Source organism: Campylobacter sp. CFSAN093227 (genome assembly GCF_012897855.1).
Lineage (GTDB): Bacteria > Campylobacterota > Campylobacteria > Campylobacterales > Campylobacteraceae > Campylobacter_D > Campylobacter_D jejuni.
Genome location: NZ_CP040610.1, coordinates 1,452,420 through 1,473,786, shown reverse-complemented (window position 1 = coordinate 1,473,786; position 21,367 = coordinate 1,452,420). Strand labels below are relative to the sequence as shown.

General features: G+C 31.1%; 20 protein-coding genes, 1 tRNA gene, 1 other RNA gene and 1 pseudogene. 14 read left to right on the top strand and 9 right to left on the bottom strand.

The annotated features are described in order from the left end of the window. Positions 1–43: 43 nt before the first annotated feature. The gene (gene fumC / locus FBF06_RS07685; protein ID WP_070317228.1) at positions 44–1,435 is read left to right on the top strand and encodes a class II fumarate hydratase; all 1,392 of its coding nucleotides are present in this window, start codon (positions 44–46) and stop codon (positions 1,433–1,435) included. 29 nt (positions 1,436–1,464) lie between these two features. On the opposite strand, the gene FBF06_RS07680 is transcribed toward fumC, so the two are convergent. Next, positions 1,465–2,508, bottom strand: a complete 1,044-nt coding sequence (locus FBF06_RS07680; protein WP_002859651.1) for an AI-2E family transporter — start codon at positions 2,506–2,508, stop codon at positions 1,465–1,467. A gap of 3 nt (positions 2,509–2,511) precedes the next feature. Further along, positions 2,512–3,519, bottom strand: coding sequence for a Holliday junction branch migration DNA helicase RuvB (gene ruvB, locus FBF06_RS07675; protein ID WP_002859650.1), 1,008 nt, complete (start codon positions 3,517–3,519; stop codon positions 2,512–2,514). Positions 3,520–3,609: 90 nt separating this feature from the next. Here ruvB and FBF06_RS07670 point away from each other — a divergent pair, with 90 nt between their 5' ends. From FBF06_RS07670 to FBF06_RS10050, 5 genes and pseudogenes are all read left to right on the top strand, one after another. After that, positions 3,610–4,020 carry a hypothetical protein gene (locus FBF06_RS07670; protein WP_002783915.1) on the top strand — a complete coding sequence of 137 codons (411 nt, stop codon included), beginning with the start codon at positions 3,610–3,612 and terminating at the stop codon, positions 4,018–4,020. Next, positions 4,021–4,379: a transfer-messenger RNA gene (gene ssrA, locus FBF06_RS07665) on the top strand. It abuts the gene before it with no gap. Between the two features lie 204 nt (positions 4,380–4,583). Then, positions 4,584–5,051 carry a hypothetical protein gene (locus FBF06_RS10060; protein ID WP_002860417.1) on the top strand — a complete coding sequence of 156 codons (468 nt, stop codon included), beginning with the start codon at positions 4,584–4,586 and terminating at the stop codon, positions 5,049–5,051. Then, positions 5,020–5,721: a hypothetical protein gene (locus tag FBF06_RS10055; RefSeq protein ID WP_002902430.1), complete on the top strand. Its 702-nt coding sequence runs from the start codon at positions 5,020–5,022 to the stop codon at positions 5,719–5,721. Before FBF06_RS10060 ends, FBF06_RS10055 begins: the two co-directional genes overlap by 32 nt. A gap of 189 nt (positions 5,722–5,910) precedes the next feature. Beyond that, positions 5,911–6,861, top strand: a pseudogene (locus tag FBF06_RS10050) (autotransporter outer membrane beta-barrel domain-containing protein). 142 nt (positions 6,862–7,003) lie between these two features. Here FBF06_RS10050 and FBF06_RS07645 read toward each other — a convergent pair. Next, on the bottom strand, positions 7,004–9,112 hold the full coding sequence (locus FBF06_RS07645; RefSeq protein ID WP_228589086.1) for an RNA degradosome polyphosphate kinase: 2,109 nt from the start codon (positions 9,110–9,112) through the stop codon (positions 7,004–7,006). Between the two features lie 163 nt (positions 9,113–9,275). Between FBF06_RS07645 and nrfH the strand changes: the two genes are divergently transcribed. The 4 genes from nrfH (at position 9,276) to FBF06_RS07625 (ending at position 12,480) form a co-directional block, all read left to right on the top strand. Further along, positions 9,276–9,791 (top strand): cytochrome c nitrite reductase small subunit, encoded by a 516-nt coding sequence (gene nrfH, locus FBF06_RS07640; RefSeq protein WP_010891930.1) that lies wholly within the window; start codon positions 9,276–9,278, stop codon positions 9,789–9,791. Between the two features lie 14 nt (positions 9,792–9,805). Continuing rightward, positions 9,806–11,638: an ammonia-forming cytochrome c nitrite reductase subunit c552 gene (locus FBF06_RS07635; RefSeq protein ID WP_032590540.1), complete on the top strand. Its 1,833-nt coding sequence runs from the start codon at positions 9,806–9,808 to the stop codon at positions 11,636–11,638. A gap of 134 nt (positions 11,639–11,772) precedes the next feature. Then, a complete protein-coding gene (locus FBF06_RS07630; RefSeq protein WP_043012925.1) occupies positions 11,773–12,327 on the top strand; it encodes a membrane protein in 555 nt (184 codons plus the stop codon). 63 nt (positions 12,328–12,390) lie between these two features. Beyond that, a tRNA-Ser gene (locus tag FBF06_RS07625) sits at positions 12,391–12,480 on the top strand. Between the two features lie 72 nt (positions 12,481–12,552). Here FBF06_RS07625 and ceuB read toward each other — a convergent pair. The 6 genes from ceuB to FBF06_RS07595 all read right to left on the bottom strand — a co-directional run bounded on the left by ceuB (position 12,553) and on the right by FBF06_RS07595 (position 17,856). After that, positions 12,553–13,545: an enterochelin ABC transporter substrate-binding protein CeuB gene (gene ceuB, locus FBF06_RS07620; RefSeq protein WP_002867307.1), complete on the bottom strand. Its 993-nt coding sequence runs from the start codon at positions 13,543–13,545 to the stop codon at positions 12,553–12,555. A 12-nt stretch (positions 13,546–13,557) separates the two neighbouring features. Beyond that, positions 13,558–14,313, bottom strand: coding sequence for an ABC transporter ATP-binding protein (locus FBF06_RS07615; RefSeq protein ID WP_002896069.1), 756 nt, complete (start codon positions 14,311–14,313; stop codon positions 13,558–13,560). Then, positions 14,310–15,248: an iron chelate uptake ABC transporter family permease subunit gene (locus FBF06_RS07610; protein WP_002867309.1), complete on the bottom strand. Its 939-nt coding sequence runs from the start codon at positions 15,246–15,248 to the stop codon at positions 14,310–14,312. Before FBF06_RS07610 ends, FBF06_RS07615 begins: the two co-directional genes overlap by 4 nt. Next, positions 15,241–16,209 carry an ABC transporter permease gene (locus FBF06_RS07605; protein ID WP_063668012.1) on the bottom strand — a complete coding sequence of 323 codons (969 nt, stop codon included), beginning with the start codon at positions 16,207–16,209 and terminating at the stop codon, positions 15,241–15,243. The genes FBF06_RS07610 and FBF06_RS07605 overlap by 8 nt, the downstream gene beginning before the upstream one ends. 85 nt (positions 16,210–16,294) lie before the next feature. After that, positions 16,295–17,284, bottom strand: coding sequence for a phospholipase A (locus FBF06_RS07600; RefSeq protein WP_002867311.1), 990 nt, complete (start codon positions 17,282–17,284; stop codon positions 16,295–16,297). Beyond that, positions 17,281–17,856 (bottom strand): molybdenum cofactor guanylyltransferase, encoded by a 576-nt coding sequence (locus FBF06_RS07595; RefSeq protein ID WP_002867312.1) that lies wholly within the window; start codon positions 17,854–17,856, stop codon positions 17,281–17,283. The genes FBF06_RS07600 and FBF06_RS07595 overlap by 4 nt, the downstream gene beginning before the upstream one ends. Before the next feature lie 61 nt (positions 17,857–17,917). Between FBF06_RS07595 and FBF06_RS07590 the strand changes: the two genes are divergently transcribed. From FBF06_RS07590 to dxr, 4 genes are read left to right on the top strand one after another with little or no spacing between them, the layout of a single operon-like run. Beyond that, on the top strand, positions 17,918–19,225 hold the full coding sequence (locus tag FBF06_RS07590) for an NFACT family protein (RefSeq protein ID WP_002864240.1): 1,308 nt from the start codon (positions 17,918–17,920) through the stop codon (positions 19,223–19,225). A gap of 1 nt (position 19,226) precedes the next feature. Next, on the top strand, positions 19,227–19,565 hold the full coding sequence (locus FBF06_RS07585) for a hypothetical protein (protein WP_002852397.1): 339 nt from the start codon (positions 19,227–19,229) through the stop codon (positions 19,563–19,565). A gap of 8 nt (positions 19,566–19,573) precedes the next feature. Beyond that, the gene (locus tag FBF06_RS07580; protein WP_002834214.1) at positions 19,574–20,299 is read left to right on the top strand and encodes a phosphatidate cytidylyltransferase; all 726 of its coding nucleotides are present in this window, start codon (positions 19,574–19,576) and stop codon (positions 20,297–20,299) included. Further along, positions 20,296–21,366 (top strand): 1-deoxy-D-xylulose-5-phosphate reductoisomerase, encoded by a 1,071-nt coding sequence (dxr, locus tag FBF06_RS07575; RefSeq protein ID WP_100649657.1) that lies wholly within the window; start codon positions 20,296–20,298, stop codon positions 21,364–21,366. Before FBF06_RS07580 ends, dxr begins: the two co-directional genes overlap by 4 nt. Position 21,367: the final 1 nt, after the last annotated feature.

Genomic DNA, 21,367 nt, shown 5'->3' with positions numbered 1-21,367 from the left:
TTTTAGCTTATAATAAATAAAATTTTAATCAAAGGAAAAAATTATGGAATACAGAGTTGAACATGATACCATGGGTGAAGTTAAGGTCCCAAATAACAAATATTGGGGAGCTCAAACTGAAAGAAGTTTTGAAAATTTCAAAATCGGTTGCGAGAAAATGCCAAAGGTTTTAATCTATGCTTTTGCAAATCTTAAAAAATCTTTAGCTTTGGTCAATAACAAACTTGGCAAACTTGATGATGCTAAGAAAAATGCTATAGTTCAAGCTTGCGATGAGATTATCGCAGGTAAATTTGATGATAATTTTCCACTTGCGATTTGGCAAACAGGTTCAGGCACACAAAGCAATATGAATATGAATGAAGTTATTGCAAATCGTGCCACTGAAATCATGGGCGGGGATTTTCGCAAAGAAAAGCTTGTACATCCAAATGATCATGTTAATATGAGTCAAAGTTCAAATGATACTTTTCCAACAGCTATGAGTATCGTTGCGGTTGAGCAAGTAGAGAAAAAGCTTATCCCTGCGCTTGATGAGCTTATTGCAACTTTTGAAAAAAAAGTAAAAGAATTTGATAGTATTATCAAGATAGGACGCACGCATTTACAAGATGCTACTCCACTTACTCTAGCACAAGAATTTAGTGGATATCTTTCTATGCTTTTGCATTCAAAAGAGCAAATCATCGCTTCTTTACCAACTTTAAGAGAACTTGCCATAGGAGGAACCGCAGTAGGAACAGGGCTTAATGCGCATCCAGAATTAAGCCAAAAAGTAAGTGAAGAGCTAACTCAACTTATAGGTACGAAATTTGTTTCAAGTCCAAATAAATTTCATGCTTTAACAAGTCATGATGCGATCAATTTTACTCATGGAGCTATGAAGGGTTTGGCTGCAAATTTAATGAAAATTGCAAATGATATAAGATGGTTAGCTTCAGGCCCAAGATGCGGTCTTGGTGAGCTTATCATCCCTGAAAATGAGCCAGGAAGTTCGATTATGCCAGGTAAGGTAAATCCTACCCAGTGTGAAGCTGTTACTATGGTTGCTGTACAAGTGATGGGAAATGATGCAGCTATCGGATTTGCAGCAAGTCAAGGAAATTTTGAACTTAATGTGTTTAAGCCTGTGATTATTTATAATTTCTTGCAAAGTCTTGATTTGTTAGCTGATTCTATGCATTCATTCAATATCCATTGTGCTGTAGGCATAGAACCAAATCGTGCAAAAATCGATCATAATCTTCATAATTCTTTAATGCTAGTTACCGCTCTAAACCCATACATAGGTTATGAAAACGCTGCTAAAGTAGCCAAAAATGCCCATAAAAAAGGTATTTCTTTAAAAGAAAGCGCAATGGAGCTTGGTTTGGTTAGCGAAGAAGATTTCAATAAATTTGTTGATCCTACTAAAATGATAGGCCCAAAAGCCTAGAACATAAAACTTGCCTTTTTTAAGGCAAGTTAAATTAAATTCTTATCTTTTAAAATCACATACATTCTTAAAGTTGATACAAAAAAAGTTAAAATCGCAGGACCTAGTATAATACCCCAAAAACCAAAGGTTGAAATTCCTGCTATCATGGCCAAGAAAATTAAAAGTTCGTTGATTTTAGTGGGAGTTTTTACAAGTTTTTTGTTGATCCATTTGATGATTAAAGGTTTGATTAAAGTATCTGCTATAAAAGAAATTACAATTACAGAATAAATAAAAATAACAAGAGCTGAGTTAAGATTGTTTGAGGCAAATTCATAAAGACTTACAGGCACATAAATTAAAGCTCCTCCTATAGCAGGTATGAGAGAACTTACAGCAAAAATTACTCCCATTAAAATTCCATCATAACCATAAAATATTGTGATTAAACCAAAAAGTGCACCTTGAAATATTGCTACAATTACCATAGAGTAAAGCACAACAGCCATAACATTACCCACTTCGCTTAAAACATCATCGAGTTCTTTTTTATCAATAGGAATGATGGATTTAAGATAGATAACAAGTTCTGTTCCATATAGATTTGCAAAGAAATAAAACACACAAATTAAAACCATATCTATAAGAAATTTAGCTCCTGATTTTGTAAAACTTGAAGCATAACTTAGAATTTGTTTAGAAATACTATTTAAATCTATAGAAGCTAAAAATTCTTTAATTTTAGGTTCTAAAAAATTAAAGCTTTCAGGCAAGGTGAATTGATAGTTTTTGACATAATCAAGTGTTTGTGTAACTAAATTAATATCAAAATTCTTTAAAGCTTTGGCAAGTTCTATCATAGCATAAACAAAAGGTGCAAAGAAAAGCAAAACCATACAAGCTGTTGTAAGAATGGAAGCTAAAAATTTATGTCCTTTAGTAAGATTTAAAAATTTTGCATTGATGTTTGAGGTAGCTACCGCCATTAAACTAGCTATGATAATTACAAGTAAAAAACCTTTAAAAAGGTAAAGTAAAAGAAATAAAATAACTAAAATAAAGCTTATAAGAAAGAATTTTCCATTTTGCAAAATTTACTCCTCAAATAAAGTTTTTTCATAGTTTAGTTTTAAAGCACTATAACTTTTTGCACTTGCTATACGCCCTTTTGCAGTGCGTTCTATATAGCCATTAGCTAGTAAATAAGGCTCGATTACATCTTCTATGGTATTTTCATCTTCACTTAAAGCCGCAGCAATACTTGCAAGTCCGATAGGTTTTTGTTTGGCAGCGGTTAAAAGTTCAAGATATCTTAAATCCATCGCATCAAAACCAAGCTCATTAACTCCTAAAGAATTTAAGGCCTCATTAGCTCTTTTTTCTGTGATAATCTCTTCATCATTAACATCGGCAAAATCTCTAACTCTTTTTAAAAGCCTTAGAGCTATTCTAGGAGTTGAACGACTTCTTTTAGCGATCTCAAGTGCGGCTTTTTCTTCGCAAGTTTTATTAAGTTTTAAAGCTGCTTTTTGCAAGATTAGGGCAAGTTCGCTATCTTTGTAAAATTCTAATCTAAATTGCATACCAAAACGATCACGTAAAGGATTGCTAAGCATACCTGCACGCGTTGTAGCCCCTATAAGAGTAAATTTTGGTAAATCGATTTTTATGGTTTGAGCAGCTGGACCACTACCTATGATAATATCAAGGCGGTAATCCTCCATTGCAGGGTAAAGCACTTCTTCGATAGCAGGACTTAAGCGATGAATTTCATCGATAAAAAGTATATCTCCTTCGCTAAGATTGGTTAAAATAGCGGCTAAATCTCCGCTTTTTTCTATCATAGGAGCGGCGGTTGTTTTGATATTTGCACCCATTTCATAGGAGATGATATTAGCTAGTGTTGTTTTTCCAAGTCCTGCAGGACCACTAAAAAGTATATGATCTAAACATTCATTGCGTTTTTTGGCTGCAGCTATAAAGATATTTAAATTTTTTTTAATGCTTTCTTGACCTATATAACCATCAAAATTTGAAGGACGCAACGAAGTTTCGTAAGTTTCATCAAAGGAGTATTTTTCTATTTCTACTATTCTATCCATATCTTTGCTTATATTTTGGAAAAATTAAAATAAGATTTTAGCTAAAATTTGCTAGAATTTATATTAAACTTTAATGATTATGGTTTAAAAATGGGAATTTTAACAAAATTAGAATTAGATTATGAAATTGACGATATAGAAAAATTTTTACAATTTTTTAGAACCATGTGCGATAGGTTTGAACCTTTAATCATCAAGCTTGGAAGCGATAGCGTGCGTTATAAAGAAGCCATAAAAGAGCTTGAAACTTTAGCACACAATACCGCTTGGGCAGCAAGACGCTTAAATCTTGAAGAAGTGACTGATTTTTGTGTATTTTGTGAAGAGATGATGGCGCAAGCAAATCGCTTTAATGGGCCTGCTAGTGATGAATTTACGGATTGGATGCTTTTGATGAGTGATCAGTTTGAAAAATATTGTCGTTCATATGAAAATGATGATTCTGTTTTAGCGGTTTTTAATCCTTTAATTGTTAATGTTCCAAATATTATTTCTAAATAAGGGAGCGACTTGGCTTCGACAGGAGTAAGTCTGCTTAGATGGCATGTCGCTTTGGGCAAAGCGTAAAAAGCCCAAATAAAATTAAACGCAAACAACGTTAAATTCGCTCCTGCTTACGCTAAAGCTGCGTAAGTTCAGTTGAGCCTGAAATTTAAGTCATACTATCTAGCTTAATTTTCGGTCATCTTTGATAGTGTAGCCTTGCGTTTGACAAGCGTTGAGGTGAAATAAAGTCTTAGCCTTGCTTTTGAGTTTTGGAAGATGAGCGAAGTAGGGTGAAGTAGTCATCTTTGCTAAGCATGTAGAGGTCTTTGTGGGATTATTTTTGGACAGGGGTTCGATTCCCCTCGCTTCCACCATCACGCTAATTTTAAGTAAATCATAAGTTTATTTCAAATTTTTAGAATTTTTTATATGAAGTTAAGATCGATTTATTACCCTTAAAACTTTGATATATTAGGTTTTATAATTTTTCATTAAAAATTTATAGTTTTATTTTTAAGCTTATTTTTAGGGGGGGGGTATAATTTTCCTTCAGTTTAAATTTATTGAAGGAGAAACTTATGAAGAAAAATGCTTCGAGCAAGATATTGCTAAGCTTAGGTGTAGCAACTTTGCTTTATTCAGGTGCTTTTGCGCAAGAAATCAATCTTACAGAGTCTTCAGATATAGGAAATTATTTTGAAGAAAATGGTAAGGATATCAATCTCAAAAATCCTGATAATTACAAAGGGCAAGATTTAAGTATCAAAATGAGTGTTTGGGATTTACCAAACGATGATTATGATAGCGCTGATTATCGATTTAACATTGGTATCGGCAAAAACAATACTTTAAGCTTTAAACACAATAATAGCGAACATCCTGCTTATGTAACAAATCTAAACGCTACTGCTAAAGAGGTTAAAACAACAGATATAGTTTTACAAGCTTTTGCACCTTCGGTGATTAATGGAGATTTAACTATGACTAGTTCATTAGATGAAGCCATTACCGAGGATGAAAAAAGGCTCGGGTATAATTCTTTATAATGGAACAGTTGAAGGAAAAAGTGCTAATGGTAGTTTAACTATAAATGGAAATTTTACTGCCGATAAAACTCTTTTTGCTACTTATGGAAATTTTGTTAAGGTAAATGGAGCTGCAAATCTTACAAATTCAAATTTTGGACTTATGAAACGCTCTTATACAGACTTAGAAGCAAATAATGTAGTAATAGTTCAAGCTAAAGATTTTAACAAAGATATCTTAGAAGAAAAATCAAATAATAACGCGGGTGCATTACTTTTAAAATTCGCAAGTGATTATATCTCAACCGATGTTCAAGGCAAAGATCCTTTGGAAGCAGGAACTATAATAGATATTAGCGATGAAGATAAATACGGCGATGGAGAAAAAGGCTTAGTAGATTATAAACTTAGCGTTCAAAACTGCGGTGGCAATAAATGCTTAGTGATCAATGGAGGTGCTACTGCAGCGGCTAAAGATAAGCTAGTTCAACTTCAAGTAGATATAGATACTATCGATAAATTGCTTGAAAATGAATTTGATTCCGATCAAGATGAAGAATGGGCAAAAGCCAAAGAAGCTCTTGAAAAACAAAAAACTGAACTTCAAACAATGTTAGAAGAAGCTGAGAAAAACGGCGGTAAAATCGATGATGAAAAATACATTGATTTAGTAAATAAAAATTCAAATTGAAATCTTAACTCTAATGATAAAGCTTCTATCCTAGCACTTCGTTCTATCACAGAACAATTAGGAAGTATAGGAGCAGATTTAGCAAGTAGAGAAGGTGTAAAACTAGCTTTAGATATCAAAAAAGATACAGACAATACAGGTAAATCTGTATCTAATCTAAATTCAGCTTCTAGTGCAGTAAATACCACTATGAATATTTCTAATGATGTTTCTATAGGTTCTCGTGTAGCAATGTTAAACAATCCTTTTGGAACTTATGCTTCTAAAATGAATGGCCTTAAATTTGCTGCTTTAGATAGCGATATGAGACCAAACTATGTAAATGAATATACCAATAGTGTTTGGGCTAATGCTTTTGGTGGTGCTAACATTATCGATGGAGATAGTGGTGCAATGTATGGTGCTACTATAGGTGTAGATAAACAAGCTAATGATGATGTTTTATGGGGTGTTTATTTTACTTATGCAAATGCTAAAATCAAAGACAATAATCTAGAACAAAAAAGTGATAACTTCCAATTAGGTATGTATTCTACTATCAATATAGCTCCACAATGGGAACTTAATCTTAAAGCTTATGCTCAAGTTTCTCCAACTTAACAAGACAATGTTCAAATAGATGGTGCATATAACTCAGATTATACAAGTAAATTCTTAGGACTTAGTGCTAATGCAGGTCGTGTGTTTGACTTTAGTGATAATACTTTATTTATTAAACCTTTTGCGGGAGTAAATTATTATTTTAGTTATACTCCATCTCATACAGAAAATGGTGCTATTGCTAAAGATATTGATTCTATGAAAAACAATTCTGTAAGTATTGAAGTGGGTGCTGAATTTAGAAAATATATGAATGAAAACTCTTATATTTTTGTAACTCCAAAAATAGAACAATTTGTTATCAATAGTGGTGATGATTACACAGCTAACCTAGCTGTAAATAATGCTTTCTTTACTAGTGTAGAAGCTAACAACAAGAAAAAAACATACGGACAAATTATCGTAGGGGGTAATGTAGATTTTACAAATCAACTCAGTATGAATCTTGGCTTTGGTGCTAAACAAATACTAGCAGGTAAAGTAGATAATAAAAATGAAACTTACTTAAGTGGTCAAGTAGGACTTAAGTATAAATTTTAATCTTAAAAATCATTTCTAAATCTTTTTATAGTTTAGAAATAATTGTTTATTTCTATGGGAAATCTCCTAGGGCTTTATCTTAAAGCCCTTTTTTATAACAAACAAGTAAATAAGTCTTTAGAGTAAAAAACCCTAAAAACTTTTAGTTTTCTTTGAAAAGTTTGGAAGCTAAGTGCGTTGCACGACTTTGATCTGTATCTTTTTTAAGTGTTTTATAAATTTTACTTACATATTCTTCTAAGGTTTGTTGAGAATCTATGATTTTTTCAGAAGAAGGAATTTTTTCATATTCTCCATTATTTTTAAGCTTATAAGCTAAAACATTATCACTAAGTTGCAAGCGTAAAAATTGAGCTAATTTAGCTTTGCTTCTTTCATCATATATAGGAGTCATAAGTTCTAAACGGCGTTCTAAATTTCTTGGCATCCAATCTGCACTCGATATAAAATAATTTGGCTCACTATGTTTAAAATAAAATACTCTAGCATGTTCTAAGTATTTTCCTATGATGCTTCTAACGCGTATGTTTTTGCTGTATTCTTCATCAGGTTTTAAGCAACAAATTCCGCGTATGATAAGATCGATTTGCACTCCTTCCATACTTGCTTCATAAAGCGCTTGTATGATATCACTATCCACAAGAGAATTCATTTTAGCTACAATCACACCTTCATTTTTCTTGCTTGTTTCAATGCGTATCATTTCTAAAACTTTTTCTTTGATTTGATTTGGGCTCATTGAAAGAGTTTGAAGGCGACGATTTTTACTAAAGCCCGATAAGATGTGGAAAAAGCTTGTCGTATCTCTTGCAAATTCTGCTTTGCTTGTAAAATAACTCACATCAGTATAAATTTTAGCACTGCTTGCATTATAATTTCCTGTGCTTAAATGCATATAAAATTTAAGTTTATCTCCTTGTTTGCGTATGACTTGAGAAACCTTAGCGTGGACTTTAAAACCTGTAATGCCATAAATAACATGAGCTCCGGCATTTTCTAAAGCTTTCGCCCAATGAAGATTATTTTCTTCATCAAAGCGTGCTTTTAATTCTACCATCACAGTTACTTGTTTTCCATCATTTGCAGCATCAATTAAAGCTTGAACTATATTGGAATTTTTTTCAACTCTATAAAGTGTCATTCTTATGGAAATTACTTCAGGATCTTTGCTTGCTTCTTTGATAAATTTATAAACTGGATCAAAACTTTCAAAAGGTTGTATGATGAGTATATCTTCTTTTTCTACAGCGTCAAAAATAGATAAATTTTCATCAAAAGGTGGTAAAGTTTTAGGCGTGTAAAGTGGGCTTAAAAGATGCGTAAAGGTTTTATTTCCTGCGATTTGCCAAAGGCTAGGGAGATTGAGTAAAATAGAATATTCATAAACATCTTTATGAAAAATTTTCATGTGAGTATTAAGAAATTCTACGATTTGCTCATCTGCATCTTTTTGAATTTGCAATCTTACAAAAGCTCCTTTTCTGCGAAGTTTTAAGCCTTGTTCTAAAATCATCATAAAATCATCAGCTTCTTCCTCTTCTATTACCATATCTGCATTTCTAGTCACTCTAAATGCTGCTGAAGCTAAGAGTTTATAGCCTGGAAAAATTTCTTCTGCGTGTTGATGGACTATACTTTCTATAGGAACATAAATATTTGCACTTACTTCATAAAAACGAGGTAAAACTCTCGGAATTCTAATCATTCCAAATTTTACAAGTTCAGGATGCGCTTTATCGCAAATTTTAACCGCTAGTGAAAAAGATAAGTTGTTTAAATGCGGAAAAGGGTGAGTAGCATCAACAGCTATTGGAACAATAACAGGAAAAATATTGGAGAAAAAATACTCATCACATTTTTGTTTTAAATTTTCATCTAAATTCTCATAATGTTTTATGAAAAGATTTTCTTTTTCTAATTCACTTGTGATTTCATTAAAATAACGCTCCAAAAGCTCTTTTTCTTGGTGTAAGTATTTGCGTATGGCTTTTAATTGTTGCAACGGTGTCATTTCATCGCTACTGCTTGCATTAACTCCAGCTGAAAAAAGTTGTTTTAAGCCTGCGACGCGTATCATATAAAATTCATCTAAATTAGTGCAATATATAGCTATAAATTTTAATTTTTCTAACAAGGGTAAATTTTTAGAACATTGGTCTAAAACACGAGAATTAAAGCGAAGCCAAGAAAGTTCGCGATTGATAAACATATCAGGACTTGTTTGCATTAATTTTTCCTTTTTTAGTTGTATTTTATCATTTATTTTGAAATTATTGAATAAAAGTTTTAAATTTTTTAGGTTAATTAAGAGTAAATATATCTTTAAAATTATATTAAATTCATCTATGTTAAAATTAAAAAATTTATTTCTGGGAAATTCTGTGACATTGTTGTTTCATTGAAGATTTTAAGAAATGATAATTTTAAGGAGGAAAATTTTGAAGAAAACTTCGAATCTTTTTACTATTTTTCTTGTTTTGCTTTTTGTTTTCTTTGCGGTTGGGTTTTATACTTTTTATAACGCTAAGGGCACATCTTATTTAAGCAATGCAAGTGAATCTTGTAATAACTGCCATATTATGAATGAAGTTTATAACGAATACATGGCAGGACCACACTCTCAAAAAGTCAAAGGCGAACCAAGAGCAACTTGTGTGGATTGTCATTTGCCACATAATTTTGTAGCTAAGTGGATAGCTAAAGCGCAAAGTGGTTTAGGACATGCTTATGCTTTTACTTTTAAACTTGATGAGTTGCCTACAAATTTGAGTGCGACTGAAAAAAGCAGAAAAATGGTGCAAGAAAACTGCATACGCTGTCATGCAGATTTTGCTCAAACAGCTATCAATGCTACAACAAATCCACATGCAGACAAGTCATTAAATTGTGCTTCTTGTCATAAAGATGTTGGACATAAACACGGAATTTAATAAGGAGAAGATGAATGAAAAAAAATATTTTACGCTTGGGTATTGTTGTTTTGGTTTTACTTATAGTGGGAGTTTTATGGCTAAATAATGATATCAATCAAAAAAAAGAAGATGAAGCAAATAAAAATGCCATTGCAGCAAATGCTGATTTTTCTTTGCTTAGTGATGATGATCCAAATTTTGAAAAATGGGGTAAGGTTTTTCCAGAGCAGCTAAAAATGTATTTAACAGTTGAAAAAGAAGAGCCTAAAGCTACTGAATTTGGTGGTAATTTAGCTTATTCAAAATTAATTCGCTTTCCTCAATTAACCATACTTTGGGCAGGATATCCTTTTAGTCTTGATTTCAATGAAGAAAGAGGGCATTTTTGGGTTCAAGTAGATCAAATGAAAACAGCAAGAAACAACAAAGATTTTCTTAATGCTCACGGCCTTGCTGCTTTTAAAGGTCAGCCCGCAGCTTGTATGAATTGTCATAGTGGATGGACTCCATGGCTTATAAAAAATGTTGCTAAAGGAGATTTTACTGCTTTTAACTCTACAAATTATTGGACTATGATTAAAAATATCCCAGCCGTTGATGGTATAGTGGAAAATTCACCTGAACATGCAGGTCCACATGGTGGTAAAAGAATGGGTGTAACTTGTGCAGATTGTCACAATCCAAATGATATGAGTTTAAGACTTACTCGTCCAGCAGCTATTAATGCTTTAGTTTCTAGAGGATATGAAAAAGATCCAGTGCAAGGCGTAAAAGCTACAAGAGAAGAAATGAGAACTTTAGTTTGCTCTCAATGCCATGTTGAATACTATTTTAAACCAACAGGGGAAAAAGTAAAAGTAATGGGTGAAACTATTGTAGATGATAGTTCTAAAAAATGGTGGAATGGAACTCAGAAAAATTATGATGAGTATGAATTTTGGAGAGATGGTAATAAAGCTAAAGAGATTGAAACCGATGGTATAGTTTTAACTTTTCCTTGGAGTGAGTGGAAAAAAGGGCAACCATTTAGAATTGAAATGTTAGATGATTATTATGATAAAGTTCGTGGAGTATTTGGAGCTGATTTTATTCATAAATTAACAGGGGCACAAATTATTAAAATTCAACACCCAGAAAGTGAACTTTATAGTGGCGGTGTGCATGCTGCAAATGGAGTAAGTTGCGTGGATTGTCATATGCCTTATGTTAGAGAAGGGGCTAAAAAGGTTACTCAACACAATATCACCTCTCCTTTAAGAGATATTAACTCTGCTTGCAAGTCTTGTCATAAACAAAGCGAAGATTATTTAAAAGCTCAAGTGCTTGACATACAAAATAGCGTTGCGCATGATCAAAGAACTGCAGAGTATGCAATTGTTAGTTTGATTATGGATACTAAAAAACTACGCGATGAACTAGGTAATATGGAAAAATTCCAAAGCGATGGAAAAGCTGATGCGAAAAAAATTAGCGAAGAACTAAAAGAAGTTTTAGAACTTCATCGCAAAGCTCAAATGAGAGCAGATTTTGTTAATGCTGAAAACTCAACTGGTTTCCATAATCCTCGCGAAGCTTCAAGAATGTTATTGCAAGCTGTTGATATGGCAAGAATGGGACAAACTAAACTTGTAGAAATCGCCGCAGCAAATGGAATTAAAGATTTTAAAACTTCAAATTTAGGTTTTGAAGATATTCAAAAATTTAATCCAGGAGAGCTTTATTATAAAGTAGATGTTAATAATCATAAAGCTGGAGAGCGTTACTATGCAGATGAAAAAGATGTTAATGGTAATCCTCCAAAAGAACTTTTAGAGCATGATAAAGAGCTCGCTCCTTATAATTATCAAGTGATTGATAAAAAATAATTCTTAAGCCCTATAAATTATGGGGCTTTTTCTTTTTTATTTTAAAAAATATAAACTTTTTATTTAAAATTCACTTTTGCTTCACTTTGTTTTGTCAAAATATCACAAATTTTGATAATCAAAAAGGAGTTAAAATGATCAATAAAAATAAATTGTTTAGACAGGTTCATATCTATCTTAGTTTGTTCTTCTTGCCTTGTGCTTTGCTTTTTGCTTTAACGGGTATAGTGTATATTTTTGGTATTAATCAAGATGTGGGCTTAAAAGTTGAGCAGTATCAATTGTCAAAAGTTATAGAAAGTGGTAAAGAAAGAGAAGCTTTAATAGAGTTTTTAAAAACAAATGGTTTAAAAGTGCCATCTAATACAAATATAATTAAAAGTAAAGATAAAGGTATAACAATAGGTGGAACTCATTATAGTGCTAATATAACTCAAAATTCTACTAATGAATACAATATTACCTTAAAAACAAGATCTTTGCTTGGAGATATGATTATGCTTCATAAAGATAAGGGTGCTTGGTATTTTTCTGTGCTTAGTGTAGGTTTTGGTATTACTTTATTTATGCTTTATATTTCAGGGCTTATGATTACTTTGTTTGCAAATAAAAAAGATAGAAGTAAACAATTTGCAGTTCTTGGAGTAGGGGTTGTTGTAACTTTGCTTTTGGCTTATCTTAGCCTTTGATTTTTCCTAGCTTTTTAAGCTAGGTATTATTTATTTTTTTGTATAATTACACTTTACTTTATTGGACAGATGGGTGAGCGGCTGAAACCACACCCCTGCTAAGGGTGCAGATCTTAACGGGTCTCGAGGGTTCAAATCCCTCTCTGTCCGCCACTAAAACTTTCTTGAAAATCCCAAGTATTTTATTAAGTATCGAAGCAAGAGACTAGCCCTTGCGAAGTTATATTATTTTACAGCGTTTTTGATTTCTAAAATCATAGTTTTTAAAGACTCTAGTCCATTTCCACTTGCTAAATACCAGTATTCTGGATCAAGATAGATGATTTTTTTGTTTTGTGCTGCTTTGGTTTTAGCGACAAGCACATTATCGAGTATGCCTTGAGCGCGTTCTTTGTTGCCTACGATGACATTTCTATCAACAACAAAAATATAATCAGGATTTTTTTCTAATATAAATTCAGAGTTGATACTTTTTCCGTGTGTGCCTACTTTTATATTCTCATCTACTGCATTAATCCCTAAAACATCGTGAATAATCCCAAAGCGAGATTGAGGACCAAAGGCTGAAATTTTGTTAGAATTTGTAAGAATGATAAGAGCTTTTTTATCTTCATCAACTATACTTTTGGCTTTTTCAATTTCATTTTTAATATCTGAAATTTTTTCTAAAGCTTCTTTTTCTAAACCATAAAGTTTTGCAACGCTTAAGACATTGTTTTCAAAAGAGCTTAAAAAATTTGCATTATCAAGACCTACAAATAAAGTTGGAGCTATTTCTTTTAACTTATCATAAAATTTACTTTGGCGTCCAGAAATGATGATAAGATCAGGTTTTAAAGCATCAATGGCTTCAAAATCAACTTGTTGTACTCCACCTACACTAGGTTTGTTTTTAAATTGTTGTAGGTATTTTGGTAAATTTTTAGCAGGAACGCCAACGACTTTATCATTTAATTTTAAAGCATCAAAAGTATCTAAAATTCCAAGATCTAAGATCACTACCTTAGAAGGATTTTTAGGGATTTTATTTTCTCCTAGACTATCCTTCACTAAAAAACTATCACCCTCATCGCTCATACTAATAGGCAAAACTTTCACCGTAGCAGTGTTGGTTTTTGTTGTAGAACTTGCGTTGTTTTCATTTGAGTTTGAATTACAAGCTGTTAAGATTAGACTTAAAAAAAATGCAAAAAATGCAAAAACTAAAGATTTTTTCATATTTTCTCCTTTTTAAAAATAAATACAAATTTTCTTACCATTAATTTGACTTACGGGTATATCCATATCATAAATTTGTTTTAAATTTTCTTGATTGATGATTTCATCTTTTGAGCCTTGTTTTAAAAGCTTCCCATCTTTTAAGGCTATGATTTCATCAGAATAAATCGAAGCAAAATTAATATCATGTAATACAACAGCTATACTTTTGTTAAAGTCTTTGACTAAATTTTTCATTAGTTGCATGATTTGTACGCTATGCTTCATATCAAGATTGTTCAAAGGTTCATCAAACATTATAAATTCAGTATCCTGAGCGATGATCATGGCTATAAAAACTCTTTGCTTTTGTCCCCCGCTTAATGTATCTAAAAATTCATTTCTTAAGTTGCTAAGTTCCATGTATTCTAAAGCTTCATTGATTTTGATTTTATCGTTTGTATTAAGTCTTCCTTGAGAATGCGGAAAACGCCCAAAAGCGACTAATTCTTCAACTTTTAATCTTAAATTGATATTGTTTTGTTGTTTGAGAATGGAAATTTTTTGTGCTAAGATTTGCTCTTTATAATTTTTTAAATTCATTCCATCGATATAAATTTCTCCACTACTAGGTTTTATCAAACGACTTGCTAGAGCTAAAAGAGTGGATTTTCCAGCGCCATTGGCTCCTATTATAGAAGTGATTTTGCCTTTATGAAAATCAAGGCTAAGATCTGAAATAATGACTTTATTATCATAAAATTTGGTGATATTTTTTAGTTTAATCATAATTTATTACCCTTTAATACAAGATAGATAAAATATATCCCACCTAAGAAATTAATAACCACGCTTATAGTGGCATTATAATCAAAAACTCTAGAGACAAAAAACACCCCTCCAAGTAAAGCCAAAATACTAATAAGTATACAAGCGCTTAGCAAAATACTATGCTTTGCAGTTTTAAATAGTTCATAAGTGATATTTACCACCAAAAGCCCTAAAAAGGTTATAGGACCTACAAGTGCGGTGCTAATAGAAGTTAAAATAGCTATGATAATCATTAATTGTTTTGAAATTTTTTGATAATTTATCCCTAAATTTATCGCTAAATCTTTGCCTAAATTTAAAGGATCTAAAAATTTCATATAGCGAAAAATCCATATAAAACTTAAAAAGCTAATAATATAAGCAAGAATTAAAACATCAAAAGCAATATTATCAAAACTAGCAAACATTCTTCCTTGTATTACCATGAATTCATCAGGGTCGATTAGCACTTCAAAAAAAGAGCTTAAAGTGCTAAAAAGTGTTCCAAAAACTAAACCTAAAAGCATGATAAGATAAATACTTCTATCGCTACTAAATAAAATTTTATAAAGTCCTAGTGAAAAAACCACCATACAAACTAGAGTGATTAAAAAATTGATATCGTTTTTATAAACACTTAAATTAGCCGCACCAAAAGAAAAGATAAGAGCACTTTGAAGCAACATATATAAAGAATCTAATCCTATGATAGCAGGGGTTAGAATTTTGTTATTGCATAAAGTTTGAAAAATCACTGTTGAAACAGCGATACAAATAGCTACTATGATAATAGCTGCAATTTGTAAAAAACGACTTTTTAAAGCATACTCATCAAAGCCATTTAAACCCACAAGTATAAAAATCCCTATCATACCAAGTGTTAAAAAGCTTAAAATTAGCATTTTTTTACGCATAAACTTTCCTTTTTAGCAAAAGAAAGATAAAGATTAAAGATCCTAAAACACCTGTAGTGATGCTTAAAGGCATTTCAAAAGGAAAGATGACAAGTCTTGAAATGATATCGCAAACAAGTAAAAACAAAGCTCCACAAAGTGCTATATAGATAAGATTTTTTCTAAGATTATCACCTAGATAAAGAGCTACTAAATTTGGGATAATTAGCCCTAAAAAAGGGATAATCCCAACGCTTACAATCACTAAACTAGTGATAATGCTTACAATCATCAAGCCTAAAAATAATATCCCATTATAAGAAATTCCAAGATTTAAAGCTATATCTTCACCCATGCCAACTATGGTGATTTTGTGAGCTAAAAAATAAGCAAGTATAAAAAGTGGCAAAGAAATGTAAAGTAATTCATAATTTCCCTGCATAACATTTGCCATACTGCCTTGTAGCCAGCCTTGGATATTTTGTATATAATTTAAAGCATAGGCAAAAAAAGTGGTTATAGCACTAATAATGCCTCCAAACATCAAGCCTATCAAAGGTACAAAAATCACATCTTTGAGTTTGATTTTTCTTAAAATTTGGATAAATATAAAAGAACCCAAAAGTGCAAATATAGAAGCAATGATAGCTTGAATGAAAAAAGATGCTCCAGTAAAAAATATTAAAGAAATAAGTATGCCAAATTTAGCACAATCCATAGTTCCTGCCGTAGTTGGAGAAACGAATTTATTTTGCGTGAGTTGTTGCATGATAAGCCCGCATATACTAAGACTCATTCCTGTGAGTAAAATCGCTATAAGTCTAGGAATTCTTGTAAGGGTTATGATTTCTAGTTGAGTGGAGTTAAGATTAAGGATATCTTTTACATTGATACTGATAACTCCTATAAATAAACTTATCATTCCAAAGAATAAAAGTAAAGCTATAAGCACTTTTAAACTCAATATATGCTTAAAAAACAAATCTTTCCTTATAGTAATAATAATTATCAAAAATGAAATTGTAATGAAAATTGTTTTAAGAAATGATAAAACTACAAAGGATATTTTAGTAAGAAATCAAAAATCCAGTGGAAAGTCTTTGTAAGTGTTTGTTATAGTCTATAAGGCTTTCTCCATAGCCATTAAAGTATTGTAAATACCAATAAATTCCGTTATTAAAAATATCATATCCTAGATCAACTTGTATAGCGCCTTTATTATTGTGGAATTTAAGATTATTTCTTAGCATAAGATTGATAAAATAATCATCACCTAAATACGCTAAATTCACATCAAAATTTCCCATATAATGCAAGATGGCAGGATTATCATCATCTTTTTTGTTTTCAGGAATTCTATACCAAAGGCGTGGAACAAATAAAAATTTATTATATAAAATAGCAGTAGATACATAAATTCTATTCCATGAGCGAGATTGTAAATTCTCATCTCCCTTGCCATTGCTTTCATGCAATATACCTACGCGTAGATTGTTAAAAAATTCATAATCTTTAAGATATAAAGGAAGATCTATAAAAAATTCTGGTTGATAGTTGGTTTCTCTAAAAGGAGAAGAATGCTTATAAATTTGCCACCAAGAAGTTTGAGTATAGGCTATATAATATTTTTCATCTAGTCCTAGTAAATTTTCAAAAAGTCTTTTTTTAACACTAAGTTGAAATTTCGCCTCACTCTTATTATTATTTGTTCCTAAAGAATTAAAACTATAAGCAAAAGGTAAAAAATAATTCATCTTATAAGAGCTAATGCCAAGGGGATTAAAACTTTCATTTTCACCAAGATAATTAGCCAAAGCTAAGCGAGAAAAGTCTTGTTTTTCTTCTTTTTTTATAGTGATAGAATTTTGCATTTGTGTTGCTTCGCTTGAGTTATTTTGTTCTTGAGAAATCAAAACAGATGAATTTTTTAAAGCGAGTTTTTTGTAAATTTCCATAGCTTTTTTATAATCGCCTTGTTTTTCATACTCTAAAGCTTGTTGTAAATCACTAGCCCATATAAAAACGCATAAGCTTAAAAATAAAGCAATTTTTCTCATTTTAACTTGCTTTTAAATTTTTCATATTCTTCATAAAAATTAAGATTTAAAAAAGCATCTTCATCTTCAAATTCTACAAATTTGGTTTTAATCTCAGAAAATAAAAGTCCTATTTTTTGTTCATTTTTTTCTAAGAAATTTTTACAAGTTTGAGCTAAAGAGCTGTGATAAAAGCCACATAGGGGATGTTTATGCAAAGGGGTTTTTGCTATGATTATTTTATAGTTTTGTTCTAAAAAAGGAAGCATTTTTAAAAGTTCATTTTCACCTACTTTAGGACTATCTACACTTAAAACAAAAACAAATTCATTTTTAAAATTTGAAAGTATAGAGTAAAGCGCAAGCATAGGAGAGTAAACTTCAAATTCTAAAGAATCTTTTATCAAGCTAAAATGGTTTTCAAATTTGTCTTCTTTCGCGCTCACATAGACATTTTTAAAAATTTTAGAAAATTTATCTACTTGAAATTGAGTTAAATTTTGATTTTTAAGAATCAATTTGCTTTTATCTTGTCCCATACGGCTAGATTTACCACCACATAAAATCACGCAATTTAGCTCATTAAGCTGCACAAATTTCCTTTTTAATGTAATTCTACCACAAAATTCGCCAAAATATTTTATAATTTCTTTTATGAAATACACAGAACTTTTACAATTACAAACTTTTTTTTCTCGGTTTAAAAAAATCGATTTTATCAAGCGTATCAATGACAATATTTTGGAATTAAGCTTTGATAGAGAAAGATTTATTTTTGATCTTACTCGTGCAATGAGTGCGATTTATACAGCTAAATTTAATGCAAAAAATTATAATGCACCTTTTGATTTTATGCTTAAAAAGTATTTTAGCAATGCTTTTATAAAGGAAGTTAAAGTCCTTGAAGGCAATCGTATTTTATGTTTTAGTGTAAAAGCTAATAAGGCTTATAAAAGCTATGAGAGCAAAATTTATTTTGAATTTACGGGTAAAAATACCAATGTTATTCTTACAGATGAAAAAGATTTGATCATAGAGGCTTTAAGACACATTGATAAAAGTTATCGTGTTGTAAAACCTAATGTGATTTTAGAGTCTTTAAAGCCTTATAAAATGGATGAAAATTTTGAGGAAATCAAAGACTTTGCAGATTATTTTTCTCGCAAATTTACAAGCATTTATGAGAGTAAAATCAAACAAATAAAAAATTTAAAACTTGCACAAGTGGATAAAAAAATACAAAATTTACAAGAACTTTTTTCTAGTTTAGATGAAGAAAATTCTTTACTCTTAAAAGCTTTAGAATACAGAAAAAGGGCTGATGTATTGTTTGCAAATTTGAGTGTTTTAAAAGATTATGAAAGGGAATTTAAGCTTGATGATTTTGAAGGCAAAGAGCTTGAATTTAAGCTTGAATTTAATCCTAAGCAAAGCGCTAATTTATATTATAAAAATGCTAAAAAATTAGAACAAAAAGCTAAAAATTTAAACATACAAAGACAAAATTTAAAAGAAAAGTTAGATTTTACCTTGAGTTTGAAAGAATTATTGCTTCAAGCTAAGAGTGAGATAGAGCTTGAAATTTTACTACCTAAAAAAAATAGCAAAAAAAATCAAGATCATAAACAAGAAGATCTTGTGGCAAATTTTTATTTTAACGAGTTTAAAATTTGCGTGGGTAAAAATGAAAAAGGCAATGAATTTTTACTTAAAAATGCTAAAAAAGATGATTTGTGGCTTCATGTAAGGGATATTCCTAGCGCACATACTTTGATTGTATCAAACAAGCAAAAAATCAGCCTCGATGTGATAGAATTTGCTGCAAGGCTTTGTGTAAGCTTTTCTAAGTTAAAGAAAGGTTCGTATTGGGTCGATTATACCTTAAAAAATTTTGTCAAGGTTCAGCAAAAGGCGTTTGTAAATTATACAAATTTTAAAAGTATTAATATCACAAAGGATTAAAATGCCAGTTAGCCCTTTAGGAAATATCAATTATATAAATCAGAATATGGCTTATCCAGCTACACAAGCAAGCAATGAGCTTGCAAAAGAAGGTTTTGCAGCTACGCTAAATATGGCTGAATTTAATGAAAAAGAAAAAACTTTAAACAAGCTTGAAAAAGTCAATGAGACTCATGAAATCAAAGAAGAGATCAAAGAAAAAGCCGAACAAGAAGAAAAAAAGAAAAAACACAATCAAGAAGCTAAAACCAGCGATGATGAGAAAAATGAAGAAGATGAGTCTAAAGATCCAAATTTTAAAGACGCACAAAGCATTCATCGCTTAGATATTAGTATATAAGGAAAAATATGTTTAATACAACTAGAATTATTTCAGCTCTTGTGATGATAGGGGCTATTATTATTATCGCGTTGATTGATCAATTTTTTATCAATTTTATCGTTTTTGCGGTTTTATTGTATCTATCTTTTAGTGAAGCAAAAAAACTTTTTGCTTTAGAAAATATCTCTATTATCCCTTTGGCTATAGCTTTTATTTTGGGAAGTTTATCGCATAAAGCTTTGCTTTTTGGGATTTTAGCTTTGTTATTAGTCGTTGGATATTTGGTTTATAAAAAGGCTTCCTTAAAACCAGCTCTTATTTATATTTATCCTAGTTTGCCTATTTTAGCACTTTGGCAAGTGTATTTAGATCAGGGTATGTTTGCACTTTTTTGGCTTATCATTATCGTTGCAGCTTGTGATAGTGGGGCGTATTTTATCGGAAAACTTATGGGTAAAACTCCTTTTTCTCCAACAAGTCCAAACAAAACCTTAGAAGGTGTTATAGGTGGCTTGATTTGTGCGAGTGTTATTGGAACTATTTTGGGGGTTTTTGTTTATAGTTTTTGGCTTTCTTTGCTTTGTTCGTTTTTTGTAGCGATTTTTGCAGTGATTGGAGATTTGCTTGAGAGTTATTTTAAAAGAGAAGCAGGTGTAAAAGATAGTGGAGATCTTATCCCTGGTCATGGGGGCGTGCTCGATAGGATCGATGCGGTGATCATTGCTGCTTTTGTGATGGTTGCTCTTTTATGATACTTTTTGGAAGTACGGGCAGTATAGGAGTAAATGCTCTTAAACTTGCTGCTTTAAAAAACATTCCCATTTCTGCTTTAGCTTGTGGGGATAACATCGCTCTTTTAAATGAGCAAATCGCAAGGTTTAAACCCAAATTTGTTGCCATAAAAGATTCAAAAAATAAGCATTTAGTTAAACACAATAGAGTTTTTATAGGGCAAGAAGGTTTAGAGCAAATTTTAACAGAATGTCAAGACAAACTTTTACTCAATGCCATTGTAGGTTTTGCAGGACTTAAAAGCACTTTAAAGGCTAAAGAGCTTGGCAAAAACATAGCTTTAGCTAACAAAGAAAGTCTTGTAGTAGCTGGGAGTTTTTTGAAAGGGGCTAAATTTTTACCCGTTGATAGTGAGCATGCAGCTTTAAAATTTTTACTCGAAGGTAAAAAAAATATAGCAAAACTTTATATCACAGCAAGCGGCGGAGCTTTTTATAAGTATAAAATCAAAGATTTAAATCAAGTCAGTGTCAAAGATGCTTTAAAACATCCTAATTGGAACATGGGAGCAAAGATCACTATAGATAGTGCGACTATGGCAAATAAGCTTTTTGAGATTATAGAGGCTTATCATTTATATGATTTTAAAGAAATTGATGCTTTAATAGAACCAAGATCTTTAGTGCATGCAATGTGTGAATTTAAAAATGGAGCTAGCACGGCGTATTTTTCAAAAGCAGATATGAAACTAGCTATTTCAGATGCTATATTTGAAAAACAAGATACGCCTATTTTAGAGGCTGTTGATTTTAGTAAAATACCTGCTTTAAAATTTCATCCAATCAGCACAAAAAAATATCCTATTTTTAAGCTTAAAAATACATTTTTAAAAGAGCCAAATTTAGGTGTTATCATCAATGCTGCTAATGAAGTTGGTGTTTATAATTTTTTAGAAAATAAAAGTGGATTTTTAGATATCACTAAATGCATTTTTAAAGCCCTTGATCATTTTGGAGTGCCTAAAATTTCAAGTATAGAAGAGGTTTTTGAGTATGATTTTAAAACAAGAGAGTATTTAAGGAGTTAAA

What these genes read in the sequence shown, in the direction of transcription:
- FBF06_RS07600 (WP_002867311.1), bottom strand. Translation starts at nt 17,284, where the DNA reads ATGAGAAAAATTGCTTTATTTTTAAGCTTATGCGTTTTTATATGGGCT.
- FBF06_RS07670 (WP_002783915.1), top strand. Translation starts at nt 3,610, where the DNA reads ATGGGAATTTTAACAAAATTAGAATTAGATTATGAAATTGACGATATA.
- FBF06_RS07615 (WP_002896069.1), bottom strand. Translation starts at nt 14,313, where the DNA reads ATGATTAAACTAAAAAATATCACCAAATTTTATGATAATAAAGTCATT.
- FBF06_RS07635 (WP_032590540.1), top strand. Translation starts at nt 9,806, where the DNA reads ATGAAAAAAAATATTTTACGCTTGGGTATTGTTGTTTTGGTTTTACTT.
- FBF06_RS07630 (WP_043012925.1), top strand. Translation starts at nt 11,773, where the DNA reads ATGATCAATAAAAATAAATTGTTTAGACAGGTTCATATCTATCTTAGT.
- ruvB (WP_002859650.1), bottom strand. Translation starts at nt 3,519, where the DNA reads ATGGATAGAATAGTAGAAATAGAAAAATACTCCTTTGATGAAACTTAC.
- nrfH (WP_010891930.1), top strand. Translation starts at nt 9,276, where the DNA reads ATGATAATTTTAAGGAGGAAAATTTTGAAGAAAACTTCGAATCTTTTT.
- fumC (WP_070317228.1), top strand. Translation starts at nt 44, where the DNA reads ATGGAATACAGAGTTGAACATGATACCATGGGTGAAGTTAAGGTCCCA.
- FBF06_RS10060 (WP_002860417.1), top strand. Translation starts at nt 4,584, where the DNA reads ATGAAGAAAAATGCTTCGAGCAAGATATTGCTAAGCTTAGGTGTAGCA.
- FBF06_RS10055 (WP_002902430.1), top strand. Translation starts at nt 5,020, where the DNA reads ATGAAAAAAGGCTCGGGTATAATTCTTTATAATGGAACAGTTGAAGGA.
- FBF06_RS07590 (WP_002864240.1), top strand. Translation starts at nt 17,918, where the DNA reads ATGAAATACACAGAACTTTTACAATTACAAACTTTTTTTTCTCGGTTT.
- ceuB (WP_002867307.1), bottom strand. Translation starts at nt 13,545, where the DNA reads ATGAAAAAATCTTTAGTTTTTGCATTTTTTGCATTTTTTTTAAGTCTA.
- FBF06_RS07610 (WP_002867309.1), bottom strand. Translation starts at nt 15,248, where the DNA reads ATGCGTAAAAAAATGCTAATTTTAAGCTTTTTAACACTTGGTATGATA.
- dxr (WP_100649657.1), top strand. Translation starts at nt 20,296, where the DNA reads ATGATACTTTTTGGAAGTACGGGCAGTATAGGAGTAAATGCTCTTAAA.
- FBF06_RS07585 (WP_002852397.1), top strand. Translation starts at nt 19,227, where the DNA reads ATGCCAGTTAGCCCTTTAGGAAATATCAATTATATAAATCAGAATATG.
- FBF06_RS07580 (WP_002834214.1), top strand. Translation starts at nt 19,574, where the DNA reads ATGTTTAATACAACTAGAATTATTTCAGCTCTTGTGATGATAGGGGCT.